The 14,568-nt window shown below is 60.5% G+C and carries 11 protein-coding genes and 1 pseudogene; 8 read left to right on the top strand and 4 right to left on the bottom strand.

Going from position 1 to position 14,568, the window contains the following annotated elements:
• Nucleotides 1–114: 114 nt before the first annotated feature.
• Nucleotides 115–1,653: a DHA2 family efflux MFS transporter permease subunit gene (locus tag PMI09_RS07565; RefSeq protein WP_007790586.1), complete on the top strand. Its 1,539-nt coding sequence runs from the start codon at nucleotides 115–117 to the stop codon at nucleotides 1,651–1,653.
• 3 nt (nucleotides 1,654–1,656) lie between these two features.
• On the opposite strand, the gene PMI09_RS07560 is transcribed toward PMI09_RS07565, so the two are convergent.
• From PMI09_RS07560 to PMI09_RS07550, 3 genes are read right to left on the bottom strand one after another with little or no spacing between them, the layout of a single operon-like run.
• On the bottom strand, nucleotides 1,657–2,247 hold the full coding sequence (locus PMI09_RS07560; RefSeq protein WP_007790583.1) for a DNA-3-methyladenine glycosylase: 591 nt from the start codon (nucleotides 2,245–2,247) through the stop codon (nucleotides 1,657–1,659).
• A 28-nt stretch (nucleotides 2,248–2,275) separates the two neighbouring features.
• Nucleotides 2,276–2,596 carry a hypothetical protein gene (locus PMI09_RS07555; protein WP_007790580.1) on the bottom strand — a complete coding sequence of 107 codons (321 nt, stop codon included), beginning with the start codon at nucleotides 2,594–2,596 and terminating at the stop codon, nucleotides 2,276–2,278.
• A 47-nt stretch (nucleotides 2,597–2,643) separates the two neighbouring features.
• Complete coding sequence (locus PMI09_RS07550) at nucleotides 2,644–3,534, bottom strand: LysR family transcriptional regulator (protein WP_007790577.1); 891 nt, start codon at nucleotides 3,532–3,534, stop codon at nucleotides 2,644–2,646.
• 121 nt (nucleotides 3,535–3,655) lie between these two features.
• On the opposite strand from PMI09_RS07550, the gene PMI09_RS07545 reads away from it, so the two are divergent.
• Complete coding sequence (locus PMI09_RS07545; protein WP_007790574.1) at nucleotides 3,656–4,396, top strand: SDR family oxidoreductase; 741 nt, start codon at nucleotides 3,656–3,658, stop codon at nucleotides 4,394–4,396.
• Between the two features lie 95 nt (nucleotides 4,397–4,491).
• A complete protein-coding gene (locus PMI09_RS07540; RefSeq protein ID WP_007790573.1) occupies nucleotides 4,492–5,391 on the top strand; it encodes an SDR family oxidoreductase in 900 nt (299 codons plus the stop codon).
• Nucleotides 5,392–5,630: 239 nt separating this feature from the next.
• Here PMI09_RS07540 and PMI09_RS07535 read toward each other — a convergent pair whose 3' ends face one another.
• Complete coding sequence (locus PMI09_RS07535; protein ID WP_007790571.1) at nucleotides 5,631–6,542, bottom strand: LysR family transcriptional regulator; 912 nt, start codon at nucleotides 6,540–6,542, stop codon at nucleotides 5,631–5,633.
• Between the two features lie 167 nt (nucleotides 6,543–6,709).
• Between PMI09_RS07535 and PMI09_RS07530 the strand changes: the two genes are divergently transcribed.
• The 5 genes and pseudogenes from PMI09_RS07530 (at nucleotide 6,710) to PMI09_RS07510 (ending at nucleotide 14,523) form a co-directional block, all read left to right on the top strand.
• Complete coding sequence (locus PMI09_RS07530) at nucleotides 6,710–7,531, top strand: alpha/beta hydrolase fold domain-containing protein (RefSeq protein ID WP_007790569.1); 822 nt, start codon at nucleotides 6,710–6,712, stop codon at nucleotides 7,529–7,531.
• Nucleotides 7,532–7,572: 41 nt separating this feature from the next.
• The gene (locus PMI09_RS07525; protein ID WP_007790566.1) at nucleotides 7,573–8,763 is read left to right on the top strand and encodes an efflux RND transporter periplasmic adaptor subunit; all 1,191 of its coding nucleotides are present in this window, start codon (nucleotides 7,573–7,575) and stop codon (nucleotides 8,761–8,763) included.
• A 123-nt stretch (nucleotides 8,764–8,886) separates the two neighbouring features.
• On the top strand, nucleotides 8,887–12,093 hold the full coding sequence (locus PMI09_RS07520) for an efflux RND transporter permease subunit (RefSeq protein WP_007790563.1): 3,207 nt from the start codon (nucleotides 8,887–8,889) through the stop codon (nucleotides 12,091–12,093).
• A 100-nt stretch (nucleotides 12,094–12,193) separates the two neighbouring features.
• A pseudogene (locus PMI09_RS30100) lies at nucleotides 12,194–12,563 on the top strand (NAD-binding protein); the annotation flags it as partial.
• Nucleotides 12,564–12,741: 178 nt separating this feature from the next.
• Nucleotides 12,742–14,523 (top strand): putative bifunctional diguanylate cyclase/phosphodiesterase, encoded by a 1,782-nt coding sequence (locus PMI09_RS07510; protein ID WP_007790560.1) that lies wholly within the window; start codon nucleotides 12,742–12,744, stop codon nucleotides 14,521–14,523.
• Nucleotides 14,524–14,568: the final 45 nt, after the last annotated feature.

The following is a 14,568-nucleotide window of genomic DNA, read 5'->3' as shown; positions in this document are numbered from 1 at the left end:
GCAAGCCGCCGCTTCGCGTCGGCATGAGCACGGTCGTCGACGTCGATACGGGTCGTTCCCGCGGTCTTCCGGATTTCGTTTCCAAGCTTTTGGGCCGCTCTGGCGGCAAGGACCATGAGTAACGCTGCATCGCCGGCCACCCCGGTCGCCAATCGCGGCGCGATCACGGCTTGCGTCATCCTGGCCGTGATCATGCAGGCGCTGGACACGACGATCGCCAACGTCGCGCTGCCCTATATTCAGGGCAGTGTCTCGGCGAGCGCTGACCAGATCAACTGGGTTCTGACCTCCTATATCGTGGCGGCTGCGATCATGACGCCGCCGTCCGGCTTTCTGGCCGCCAAGTTCGGGCGCAAGCAGGTACTGCTGGCGGCAATCGCGGGATTTGTCGTTGCCTCGGTCTTGTGTGGCTTGGCTCAAAGCCTTCCTCAGATTGTTGCCTTCCGACTTCTCCAGGGCCTTTTCGGCGCGTCTTTGGTTCCACTCTCTCAGGGCATCCTCCTCGACATCTACAGTGTCGAGGAGCGCGGCTCGGCCATGGCCTTATTTGGCGTCTCGGTCATGGTCGGGCCGGTCCTGGGACCTGTCGTCGGCGGCTGGCTGACCGATAACATCAGCTGGCGCTGGGTGTTCTACATTAACGTGCCGATCGGCGCGCTGGCGTTTGCCGGCATCGTGATCTACGTCACCGAGACGAAACTGGATGCGTTGGCGAAGCTCGACTGGTTCGGGTTCGCAATGATGAGTCTCGGCATCGCAGCGCTGCAGCTGTTCCTCGACCGCGGCGAACAGCTCAACTGGTTCGCGTCCGGCGAGATCATGATCGAGGCGATCGTCTGTGCCGGCGCCTTCTATCTGCTGATCGTGCATACGCTGACGGCGGAAAAGTCCTTCGTGAATCCGAAGCTGTTCCTCGATCGCAATTTCTCGGTGAGCATGCTCTTCATCTTCGTGATCGGCATCACATATCTTGCCTCGCTTGCGCTGATGACGCCCTATCTGCAGACGTTGATGGGCTACCCCGTCATGACCGCCGGCATCGTCATGGGGCCACGCGGCCTCGGCACGATGCTCTGCATGTTCATCGTCGGCAGGCTGATCGGCAAGGTCGACACGCGCCTGCTCTTGGTGTTCGGTCTCGGCCTGACGGCCTGGGCGATGTACGACATGACCGGCTGGACGCCTGATGTTTCGCAGTGGACGATCGTTTCCGTCGGTTTCGTCCAGGGCGCCGGGCTCGGCTTTCTGTTCGTGCCACTGACGACGATCGCCTTCTCGACGCTGCCGGCGCACATGCGCGGCGACGGAACCGGCCTCTACAACCTGTCGCGCAATATCGGCTCGAGCGTCGGCATCTCGATTGTTTCGGCGCTGCTCGTCGAGAACGCGCAGGTGAACCACGAGAACATCGCGGCCTATGTGACGCCGTTCAACCGCGCCTTCGAGGCGACGGCGGCGCAGGGGATGAGTCCGTTGACTGCTGCAGGTCGCGCCTCGCTCAACGAGGTCATCACCCTGCAATCGACGATCATAGCCTATATGGACGATTTCAAGCTGCTGATGCTTATGTCGCTCGCGGTCATTCCGCTGGCGCTGCTGCTGCGCAAGCCGAAAGTCGCCCCAGCGATAGATCACAGCGCCGTTATGGAGTGATGCTCAGCGAAACGGTTTGCTGAGATAGCGAGATCCGGAGATGCCGAAGCGCCATGGTGCTTCGGCATTTTTCGTTATGCCGATCCGTTTGCCGGCGACAATTTCGGCGGGAGCCGACGGGGCAATCGAGAAGGGCGGCCGGTCGAGCAGCCTGTCATTCAGCGTGAGGCTGATACCGAGCGCCTGACAGAGCTTGCCGGGACCGCTGCAGAGCTGTGTCAGCGCATCATTGCTGCGGCGCTCCATCATGGTGGCGATGCCGGCTTCCGGCTCGATTGCGCGGATCAGCACTGCCGAGCCGGGCGTGCAGACAAAATTCAGGCACCAGTGCATGCCGTAGATACGGTAGATGTAGACATTGCCTGGTCGGCCAAACATCGCACCATTTCGTGGCGTTGGGCCGCGGAAGCTGTGCGAGGCCCCGTCATCGGGATAGTAAGCTTCGGTCTCGGTTATGCGGCCGCCGACATGGCCAACGCGCAGATGGCAACCGAGCAAATCTCGGGCGACAGCGATAGCATCACGCTCGAAATAGCGCGTAAGTTCCGGGCCGGCCAGGGGAGCGGCGCCGATCGCGCCAACGGCATGTGTCATCTGTTTCGGGCTTCCCGTATCTCAGACCCTAATGACCGACCTTCGGGTCGTGCGCCGAGATGGAGGAACCCGTTACCGATACGGGGTCGCTTGCCGGGAAGGTATCCTCGAGACCTTCTTCCAGTTCTTCTTCGAGAAGCGCAGCATCCTTGCCACGTGCGCCATCGGCCTGTGAACTCTGGAGTGTTGTCGCGAGCAACGCCCTTGCACGGGTGATCGCATTGTCGCTCGTCAGGCCGGGAGAGGCAGCGGCATAGAGCGTGACCGATATGTTATTGCCCGACTGCTCCGTGAAGATGACAACGAAACTGCCTTCCTTCGGATGCACGGTGACGTCTGTGATGGCCATGGAAGATCTCCCGGTTCTGACAGTTGACCCAAGTGAAACGCTTTTCGCTAGGATTGTCGAGCAAAGACCTTCACCAGCCAATCGATGAAAACGCGAACGCGGGGTGAGAGCTGCCGGTTCCGCGGGTAGAGCAGGGAGACCGGGGTTTCCGTCAGCGGGAAGTCCGGCAGGACGTGAACGAGTGTGCCCGCCGCGAGATCCCTTTCGGCGTGATATCGCGGCACCTGTATCAGGCCGAGGCCGAGCCTGGCCACCGACATGAAGCTTTCGGCGGCGTTGACGGTCACCGTCGCGGGCAGGGTGACATTGCGGATGCTGCCGCCGACCATGAATTCCAGTGGTAGAACGCCGCCCGTCGCAGTCGAGCGGAAACCGACCATGCGGTGGCCATCGAGCCTGTCCGGATGCTCGGGCAGGCCATGCTTTTCGATATAGGCGGGAGCGGCAAGGGTAACTTCCTCCAGCATGGCGACGCGTCGCGCCACCATGTCGCTGTCATCAGGCGTGCCGACGCGCAAAACGCAATCGATGCCCTCGCGGACGAGATCAACCAGCCGATCGCCCTCGCTCATGTAGAACTCGATATCCGGATACATCTCCAGAAAAGACGGTAGGCTCGGCAGCACATAGTGCCGGGCGAGCGTGCCATGCACGTCCACGCGCAACATGCCCTTCGGCTTGGCCCCTGCAAAGGCGCCCTCCGCGTCCTCGATATCCGCGAGGATGGAGATACAGCGCTGATAGTAAGCTTCGCCGTCGAGCGTCGGGCTGACATGGCGCGTCGTCCTCTGCAGCAGGCGCACGCCAAGGCGTGCCTCCAACTGCTTGACGGCATCGGTCACCGTGGAGCGTGGCAGGCCGGTGTCTTCGGCCGCGAGCGTGAAGCTGCGGCGCTCCACGACGCGGGAGAACGCCCGCATGGCATCGAATCTGTCCATCTTATTTGTTCGTCATATTCGGATAGTGATGCCGAGTAATGCCTGATTATCCGCACTAAGAAAAGCGGCATCTTCTGCTTATCGAAAACGCGCCGAGGCGCAACGAAGAAGGAGAAAGGCAATGAGGAACAACGAGAGCAAAGTCGCACTGGTTACAGGTGCTTCGAGGGGCATCGGCGCCGCAATCGCCGAACGTCTGGCCAAGGACGGTTTCACCGTCGTCATCAACTACTCCGGAAACGTCGCGCTCGCCGAGGAGCTGGTGCAGAAGATCGAGCGGTGTGGTGGCAAGGCGCTGACGGCGCAGGCGGACGTCAGTGATCCCGAAGCCGTCCGCCGGATGTTCGATGCGGCGGAAGCAGCCTTCGGCGGCATCGATGTGCTCGTCAACAATGCCGGTATCATGCAGCTTTCGTCGATTGGCGATGCTGACGATGCCAATTTCGATCGCCAGGTCAGCGTGAATTTGAAGGGTACTTTCAACACCCTGCGCGAAGCCGCAAAGCGGCTGCGAAACGGCGGTCGCATCATCAACTTCTCGACGAGCGTCGTCGGCCTGAAGCTAGAAAATTACGGTGTCTATGCGGCAACGAAGGCAGCCGTCGAAACACTGACGGCGATCATGTCGAAGGAAATGCGCGGTCGCGACATCACCGTCAACGCCGTGGCTCCGGGGCCGACAGCAACCGACCTCTTCCTCGATGGGAAGTCGGATGAGCTGATCGCTCGCATGGCCAAAATGAACCCGCTGGAGCGCCTGGGAACACCGGAAGATATCGCTGCCTCGGTCTCGTTCCTCGCCGGCCCGGACGGCTCCTGGATCAACGGCCAGGTGCTGCGCGCCAACGGCGGCATGGTCTGATCTTTGGCGCCCGTGCGGCGGGTTGGTCCCGCCGCCGATCTCCGAACAACAGCAATCAACCGTCACCCCTTGAATATCGACTAAGGAACAGGACAATGGATAAACAGGTCATCGTCATTACCGGAGCATCCAGTGGCTTCGGCGCTCTCACCGCCCGTACTCTCGCCAGGGAAGGGCATATCGTCTACGCCGGTATTCGCGATGCAGTCGGCCGCAACGCGAAAGCCGTTGCCGATATCGCGGCCTTCTCGCGGGATAACAACGTCGATCTGCGTTCGGTCGAACTTGATGTGGTCTCCAACGCGTCTGTCGAAGCCGGGATCGCCAAGGTCATCGCAGAGGTGGGCCAGCTCGACGTCGTCATCCATAATGCCGGCCATATGTCGTTTGGCCCGGCTGAGGCATTCACGCCTGAGCAATATGCGGAGTTGTTCGACATTAACGTGCTGTCGACACAACGGGTGAACCGTGCAGCGCTTCCCCATATGCGCAAAAAGGGCAGGGGACTGGTTGTCTGGGTGTCGTCGTCCAGCACACGCGGCGGCACGCCTCCCTATCTGGCGCCCTACTTCGCTGCCAAAGCCGCGATGGATTCGGTTGCTGTCTCCTATGCGTCGGAGCTTGCCCGGTGGGGCATCGAAACCGCGATCATCGTGCCGGGCGCCTTCACCAAGGGAACCAATCACTTCGCACACTCCGGTTCGCCGGCAGATGCCGCGCGTGCCGCCGAGTACAATGATGGCCCCTATAAGGGCCTGCCGGAACAGGCGCTGCAGGGGCTGGCGGCTCTTGAACCTGCTGACGCCGACGCAGGCTCGGTCGCGAGGGCGATCACTGAGGTCATTGCCATGCCGTTCGGCACACGTCCGTTCCGTACCCATGTTGACCCGTCCAAGGACGGTGCCGAGGTCGTCAATGGTGTCGCCGACCGGGTTCGCGCCGAAATGTTCCGGCGCATCGGCCTGGAGGATCTCCTCAAGCCGGCCATTCACTAAACCATGGTACTCGCCATTGTTCCGTTTTTGCGAACTTGCTGTGCACGAATCAGCACTTAACAAATGGCAGGAAGCAGGCCTATATTATTGGCGTAAAGGCGACTGGAAGACCTCCAACTCCGGGCGCCTACCTCAGATACCGGCCGAGCCATTTCCCTGGTGACGCGGCAGGGTCTGAAAGGAATTTGATGACAGACATTGCGGCCCGTCGAAGGAACACCTTCCGGGCCGCAACTGTCTCACGGATCGTTCAGTTTCGCGTCCGAAAGCAATTTCACCAGCCAATCAACGAAGACCCGGACCTTGTTGCTGAGGTGCCGGTTCGGCGGATAGACGATGTAGAGCGGGAATGGTTCACGGCTCCATTCCGGCAGGATTTCCACGAGGTCGCCTTTGGCCAAAGCGTCACGGATCATGAAGCGCGGCAGCTGTGCGATGCCAAGCCCGTTCAATGCTGCATTGACGAAAGTCCGGCTGTCGTTGACCGACAGCAGGTAACGCGGATTGATCTCCAGATCCTCATTGTCCTTGCGGAATTCGAAAGGAAGCGTCCGGTTGGTCTGCGCGCGGAAGTAACTCACTGAATAATGGTCGTTTTCAAGCTCCTCGGGGCGGGTCGGAATGCCGAATTTTTCGATATAAAGTGGTGCCGCGCAGGTGAGCATTTCGACTTCGGAAACACGCCTTGCGATCAGCGATTGGTCGGCCGGCGTGCCGCCGCGAAGCGCGCAATCGACGTTTTCTGCGAGGTAGTCGACGGTGCGATCGCCCACGCCGAGGTCGACGCGGATATCCGGATATTTCTGGTAGAAGTCGCAGAGCGCGGGTACGACGATCCAGTCGGCGAATGCGCCGGCCATCTCGACTCGCAAACGACCGGTCGGTAGCCCTTGTGAGTTCGACAGACTGCCGTCCAGCTCCTCTAGCTCGGAGACGATCTGGGCCGCGCGTTCATAGTAGAGAGCGCCGTCGGTCGTCACCATGACCCGGCGTGTGGTGCGGTTGAGAAGCTTGGTGTGCAGATGCGCTTCAAGCCCCTGGATGAGATTGGTCACCGTCGCCTTGGGCATGGCGAGCGTGTCGGCGGCCCGTGTGAAATTGCCCGTCTCTACGACGCGGATGAAGGCGCGCATTGCCGAGAGCTGGTCCATCGGAAATCACCTAAGCAGGTTGCACTGCGGTATTATTCGAAATTCGGAACAGTGTAATCGCGCTATCGCTTCTTATTCCGACAATGGAATAACAATATCTTTTCTGCAGAAATTGCAAGCCATCTCGGCTCGCAATACGCTATGCGGGTCAAACGCGAGCCGAAACGATGACGGTGCAGGTGAAAGACATGGTGATGGAGAAGGTGGCCACCGGCCCCGTTTCCGCACGCGTCTATCAGGGCGCCGAGTTTGGCAAGGGCTCGCCGATCGTTCTGTTTTTTCATGGCGGCGCTTTTCTGCAGTCGGGCGTCAAGGATAGCGTGGTTGCAGAGAGCTTGGCGAAGGCCGGCGCGATCGTTGCCGTCCCGGATTACAATGCGCCGCTCGGCAATGTCTTTCCGAAGCCGCTCGAAGTCGGCTATTCGATCTTCTCTTATCTTGCCAACAAGCGCGCGTCGGGTATTGGCGATCGGAACTCGTTGTTGATCGTGGCAGGCGAAGAGGCGGGCGGCAATATTGCTGCCGGCGTCGCTTTCAAGGCACGTGACCATTATGCGGATGCGCTCGATGGCCAGGTTCTGATTTCGCCGCTGCTTGATCCATTCATGGGCACGTCCTCGATCCGCAAGGCGGATGGCATCGGCATGCGGCAGCGTTGGGCCGAGGGCTGGAGCCACTATCTCAGTGGCGGCGGCTGTCACCCCTACGCGGCACCGTGTTTGTGTTCGCGTATTGCAGGGGTCGCGCCGGCACTCGTTCTGACGGCAGAGGATGATCCTCTTCGTGACGAGACGCTGGGTTACGCCGACCGCCTGAAGCAGGCAGGCGTTGCAGTTCGCCGGAATGTCCTCCCCGCCGGGGCAGGCTGGCCATCGCTTTACGGCGGGAAATCCGAACAGGCACCGAATTGGGAACAGACGATCACCGACCAATTCGAAAGCTTCGTTCGGGATATTAGCAGCCAACCTATTGCATTGAAGACGAACTGATTGAATCCGGCCACTGAGAGAGGGCCGTAAGGAGAGTAACAATGACGTCCAGTAAGAAGCGCTGGGCCCTCGTGGGCGCCGGCCTAGGACTTGCCGCGTCCGTTTCGGCCGCAGCCATCTTTTTCGAACTGCCGATGAGCACCACTGCCACGGCTGCTTCCGCACCTGCGCAGGCTCCCGCTGTGCCGGTGACGGTTGCCATCGTGGCCAGCCGTGACGTAACGACATGGCAGGAGTTTTCCGGCCGGCTTGAGGCTGTCGACCGCGTGCAGATTCGTTCACGCGTGGCCGGAGCCATTCAATCCGTGCACTTCCGTGAAGGCGCGTTGGTGAAGGCGGGCGATCTGCTTTTCACCATCGACCCCGAGCCCTATCAGGCGGCTGTTTCCCAGGCCGAGGGCCAGGTGGCCTCTGCCGAGGCGAAGGTCAACCTCGCGCAGATCGAGCTGGAGCGCGGCCGCAGGCTTTCGGATAACAAGACGATTTCGCAGAGCGATCTCGACCAGCGCCAGAATGCCTTCACCGAAGCGCAGGCCGGTCTCCGCACCTCCCAGGCGGCCCTCCGTTCGGCACAGCTCGAGCTTGGCTACACCGAGGTCAAAGCGCCGGTTGCTGGCCGTGTGGGCAAGATCGAGATTACCGTCGGCAATCTTGTTGCTGCCGGCTCCACGTCTCCCGCTTTGACGACACTCGTGTCGGTCGATCCCATCTACGCAAGCTTCAATGCCAGCGAGGAAATGGTCACAAAGGCACTCGCCGAGCTTCCGGCTGCTGATGGCGCCGTCCCTGCCGTCGAGCAGATCCCGGTCGAAGTCGGGACGCTGGCCGATCAGGGCACTCCGATCAAGGGCAAGCTGCAGCTGATCGATAATCAGGTTGACGCGGCAAGCGGCACGATCGGCGTTCGCGCCGTCTTCGACAATCCTGGCGGCAAGCTGATCCCCGGCCAGTTCGTTCGGGTCCGCATGGGCGAGCCGAAGGCCGAAAACAAGATCCTGATCAGCGACCGCGCAATCGGCACCGACCAGGACAAGAAGTTCGTGTTCGTCGTCGATGCCGAAAACAAGGTCAGCTATCGACCCGTCCAGCTTGGTACTGCAGCGGAAGGCCAGCGGATCGTTGAAAGCGGCCTGACTGTCGGCGACAAGATCGTCGTCAATGGCCTGCAGCGTATCCGTCCGGGCGCAGTGGTTGCGCCGCAGGCGGAAGAGAAAGTCGCCACGGCTCAATAAGCCGAAGCATCCGGAGCGTCTCGGCGCTCCGTGAAAATTCCGAAATGACGTGATCCACCGGCGGCCTCCCAACCGCCGGAGAGGGTCGTTGCATCCCAGTTTCATCCCGGAGAGGGCTTTGAAATGAATTTCTCTAGATTCTTTGTCGACCGTCCGGTGTTCGCCGGAGTCCTATCGGTCCTCATCGTGGTCGCCGGTCTGCTTGGCCTGCGCGCATTGCCGATCTCCGAATATCCGGAAGTCGTTCCGCCATCGATCGTCGTGCGCGCCACCTATCCCGGCGCAAACCCGGAGGTCATCGCGCAGACGGTCGCGACGCCGCTCGAAGAACAGATCAACGGCGTCGAGGGCATGCTCTACATGTCCAGCCAGGCGACTTCCGACGGCGTCATGACGCTGACGGTCACCTTCAAACTCGGCACGGACCCTGATAAGGCACAGCAGCTCGTCCAGAACCGCGTTTCGCAGGCCGAACCGCGTCTGCCGGAAGAGGTGAAAACCATCGGCATCACGACGGTCAAGAGCTCTCCCGACCTGATGATGGTCGTGAACCTGATCTCGCCTGACAACCGCTACGACATCACCTATCTGCGCAACTACGGCGTCCTCAACATCAAGGACCGGCTGGCGCGCATCGATGGCGTGGGTCAGGTGCAGGTCTTCGGTTCGGGCGACTATTCCATGCGTGTCTGGATCGATCCGCAGAAGGCTGCCGAGCATGGCCTTGCCGCCAGCGACGTCACCAATGCGATCCGCGGCCAGAATGTGCAGGCGGCGGCCGGTACCATCGGCGCTTCGCCGAGCCTGTCGGGCGTGGACCTGCAGCTCAACGTCAATGCGCAAGGTCGTCTGCAGACGCCCGAGCAGTTCGGCAACATCATCGTCAAGACCGGATCCAATGGTGAAATTACCCGTCTTCGTGACGTCGCCCGGATCGAACTCGGCGCCGCCGACTATTCGCTGCGCTCCATCCTCGATGGCAAGCCGGCCGTCGCCATCCCGGTCTTCCAGTCCCCCGGCTCCAACGCCATCACCATCTCGGACGAAGTCCAGAAGACGATGGAAGAGCTGAAGACGGCCATGCCCGATGGCGTCAGCTACGAGATCGTCTATGACACGACGAAGTTCGTCCGTTCGTCGATCGAGAAGGTTGTCGACACGCTGCTCGAAGCTATTGCGCTCGTCGTCATCGTCGTCATTCTGTTCCTGCAGACATGGCGTGCCTCGATCATCCCGCTGATTGCCGTTCCGGTCTCGATCATCGGCACGTTCGCGGTGATGTATGTCTTCGGCTTTTCCATCAACGCACTCAGCCTCTTCGGCCTCGTCTTGGCGATCGGCATCGTGGTGGACGACGCGATCGTCGTGGTTGAAAACGTCGAACGAAACATCGAGAACGGGCTCAGTCCGCGGGCCGCGACCTACAAGGCAATGAAGGAAGTCTCGGGCCCGATCATCGCGATCGCACTCGTGCTCGTCGCTGTCTTCGTGCCGCTCGCCTTCATCAGCGGCCTGTCGGGACAGTTCTATCGCCAGTTCGCGCTGACGATCGCGATTTCGACCGTCATCTCGGCCTTCAACTCGCTGACATTGTCGCCGGCACTCGCGTCGCTCTTGCTGCAGGACCATCACGCCAAGCGTGATTGGCTGACACGCAGCATGGATGCCGTCTTCGGCTGGTTCTTCCGTGGCTTCAACAAGGCCTTCGGTGCCGGTTCCCGGGGCTATGGAAAGGGCGTCGGCGGCCTCGTGTCGCGCAAGAGCATCGTCATGCTGGTGTATCTCGCGCTAGCCGGCGCAACCTACGGCCTGTTCAACGCCGTGCCTGGTGGTTTCGTGCCGGCCCAGGATAAGCAGTATCTGATCGGCTTTGCCCAGCTGCCGGATGCTGCGAGCCTGGACCGCACCGAGGACGTCATCAAGCGGATGAGCGACATCGCGATGGCTGAGCCCGGTGTCGCACATGCCATCGCCTTCCCGGGCCTGTCGATCAACGGCTTCACCAACTCCTCTAATGCCGGCATCGTCTTCGTGACGCTGAAGGATTTCGAGGAGCGCAAGTCGCCGGCGCTTTCGGGCGGTGCGATCGCCATGTCCCTGAACCAGAAGTTCGGGGCGATTCAGGATGCCTTCATCGCGATGTTCCCGCCACCGCCGGTCAATGGTCTCGGCACGACGGGCGGCTTCAAGATGCAGCTCGAAGACCGCGCCGGTCTCGGCTATCAGGTGCTCGACGAGGCCAATAAGGCGATGATCGCCAAGGCTTACCAGACGCCTGAGCTGACGGGCATCTTCTCTGCCTATCAGATCAATGTTCCGCAGCTCTATGCCGATCTCGACCGTGAGAAAGCGGAACAGCTGGGTGTCTCGGTGACTGACGTTTTCGAGACATTGCAGATTTATCTCGGTTCGCTCTATGTCAACGACTTCAACGCCTTCGGCCGTACCTACAGCGTGCGCGTCCAGGCCGACGCCAAGTTCCGCGCACAGCCCGAGGACATTGGCAAGTTGAAGGTTCGTTCGGCATCGGGCCAAATGATCCCGCTGTCCGCGCTCCTGAAGGTGAACGCGACAACCGGGCCGGAGCGGACCAACCGTTATAACGGTTTCCTCTCCGCCGATATCAACGGCGGTCCAGCTCCGGGCTTCTCGTCAGGTCAGGCTCAGGCGGCGATCGAGAAGATCGCCGATGAGACCCTGCCGAAGGGCATCAGCTTCGAATGGACGGATCTGACCTATCAGCAGATCCTGGCGGGCAATTCCGGCGTGATCGTCTTCCCGCTGGCACTGCTGCTCGTCTTCCTCGTGCTCGCGGCACAGTATGAGAGCCTCGCCTTGCCGATCGCGATCATCATGATCGTGCCGATGGGCGTGCTGGCGGCTTTGACAGGCGTCTGGATGACCGGTGGAGATAACAACATCTTCACGCAGATCGGCCTGGTGGTGCTTGTCGGCCTCTCGGCGAAGAACGCGATCCTGATCGTGGAATTCGCCCGCGAGCTGGAATTCGAAGGAAGAACTCCGGTCCAGGCTGCAATCGAGGCAAGTCGCCTGCGTCTACGCCCGATCCTGATGACCTCAATGGCGTTCATCATGGGCGTCGTGCCGCTGGTGGTCTCGACCGGTGCGGGTGCCGAGATGCGTGCCGCCATGGGCGTGGCCGTGTTCTCCGGCATGATCGGCGTCACCTTCTTCGGCATCTTCATGACGCCGGTCTTCTACGTGCTGGTCCGCAGGCTGTCGGGCAACCGTCCGCTGATCCAGCACAAGGAGCACGAGCACGAGCAGGAAGAGAACGAAGCGAAAGTCATACGGCTCGCTGCCGAATAGCCCCCACTCCGCAGCGAGACGTGGAAAGGCGGAGCATTGCTCCGCCTTTCCTGTTTTCATAGGCTGACCATGCGGCCATGTCTCGAAGGATAAAACCGGGCGAGGGGATGCGTCGAAGCTCACCGAGCGTGGCATCAGCCATCTCGATGTGCCGGTTTCGGGCGGCGTAGTCGGGCGACTGCCGGTACGCTTGCGATCATGGCGGGCGGCTTCGCCGAAAGCCGCATTCTGGACCTTCACGGCCAACGAATGGTCGATCGCGACTTGGTACTGCCGGTCCTTCGAAATTGCAGCTCAAGGATCTGAACAACATTGTTGCAACGGCAGGAAGTCTCGCTTTGACTCTGTCGCTGACGGAGGCGGTCCGTGCTGAGTTTGCCGAATTTGTCGAACATGGTGGCGGTAAGACCGATCACAGTGGTCTGCTGTTGCAGCTCGAAGAAAAGAACGGTCGTTGCTCGAAAGGCTGAATTGCCTAGACCCTCCGATCTCTGCCAAGATCGGTGATGTGCTCGGCCTACAATTGTTGATGGATTTTTAGTGTGTTCTAATTAATCTCTCGCCAAAAGGTTGGTTCTGCATACATAATGCTTCTCCATTGGAGCCCACCGATATTGTTACTTAAAGCTGCATGAGGCTTGGACGGCGTTGGCATCGAGCAGTCCCACACGGTCCGAACGAGAGTTTCAGGATATCCTGCGGCGCCTTGAGCTTGCACTCGACGCGTCACAGATCGGCGTGTGGGAGCACAACCTCGATCAGAATGAGATTTCCTGGGATGTCCAGATGCATCGGCTTTACCAGACCGGGATGCGGAGCGGTCCGGTCCCGACCGCCATCTGGTCAAACGCGATTCACCCCGACGATCGCGAACGCGCCGAGAAGGAGTTCGACGACGCCGCTGCCAAGCAGGGGCAATATAACTCGGAATTCCGGATCGTTTGGCCAAACGGCGAGATAAGACATATCCGATCGCGCGCTCATTTCTATGTGAACGAAGAAGGGTCGCCTTCCTTCATCGGCGCCGAGTGGGACGTTACATCAGACGTGCTTCTTGCGAACGAGGCGGCGCGCCAGCGCGCGGTCGCCGAGGCGCGGACCCTGGCTTTGGAAGAGAGCAGCGCACGCATCGAATATGCGGCGGAACATGATTATCTGACAGGCCTTCCCAACCGCCGCCTTTTCGACAAGCGCCTGGCGGAACTGGCCGAGGATGCCTCAGTCTCCACGCTTGCGGTTCTGCATCTCGACCTCGACGAGTTCAAGCAGATCAACGACAGTCATGGCCACGCGGCGGGCGACACCGTATTGCGTGCCGCGGCCTTGCGGATCGAGGCCGCCATTCCGAAAGCCGCGATGGCGGCGCGTATCGGCGGGGACGAATTCGTCATCCTACTCGTCAATTTCGGAGGGTTGACGGAACTGAACCGTATGGCGTGTGACGTGCAGCGGCGCTTGAAGAAGAAGATCCGCTTCGGCCACGAGATGCTGCAATCAGGAGCGTCGATCGGCATTTCCTGGTCTGCAGATCGTTTGGGATCCAACCTGCTCGCCGAGTCCGATATCGCGCTCTACGAGGCAAAGACATCTGGGCGCGACCGCATCGAATTCTTCTCACAGCAGCTCAAAGACGATCTGATGGGCAAGCGGCGCCTTGCCGAAGAGCTGAAGCTTGCGCTGGAGCAAGGCGATATCATTCCATTCTACCAATTGCAGCTCGATGCCCACACCCGCGATATCGTAGGTATCGAGGCTTTGGCGCGGTGGCATCATAGCGAGCGCGGCACCCTCTCGCCCGGTATCTTCCTGAAGATCGCGGACGAGTTCGGTCTGTCCTCTGAGATCGATGCTTCGATCCTCCGACGCGTGCTCGCGGACCGGCTGAACTGGGGGCAGCATGGAACGACCTTACCGCGGATTTCGGTTAATATTTCGGGACAGCGTCTCTACGATCCGCAATTGATTGACGATCTCGAAACGCTCGATATACCGGACGGCGCCCTGGTGTTCGAACTGGTCGAGACGATCTTCCTGGATGATTGCGACGATGAGCTTCTGCAGACTGTCGATCGCATCAAGCAGATGGGCATAGAAATCGAGATCGATGATTTCGGTTCCGGCCACGCATCGCTCATCGGTCTTGTCCGACTCCGCCCGGCGCGGCTAAAGATCGACCGGCAACTGGTGAGCGAGGTGGACACCTCCTCCGAGCAACGCCGCGTCGTCAAGTCGATCGTCGAGATCGGCAAGGCTCTCGGTGTCGACGTGATCGCGGAGGGCGTGGAGACCGAAAACCATGCCGTGACGCTGGCCAAGCTCGGCTGTCACACATTGCAGGGCTTCGCGCTGGGCCATCCGCTGCCGGCATCCGAGATCGATAGCATCTTTGCTTCGAAAAAGGAGGCGCTAGCGGCCAACCTTCGCCGCTAGCCCCGCAGTAGAGCATTTACGGCTCGAGTTCGCCGCGTGCTTCCA

It is taken from the genome of Rhizobium sp. CF122 (assembly GCF_000282035.1).
Classification (GTDB): Bacteria; Pseudomonadota; Alphaproteobacteria; order Rhizobiales; family Rhizobiaceae; genus Rhizobium.
The sequence above is the reverse complement of the archived record's forward strand: the minus strand, read 5'-3'. Positions and strand labels throughout refer to the sequence as shown.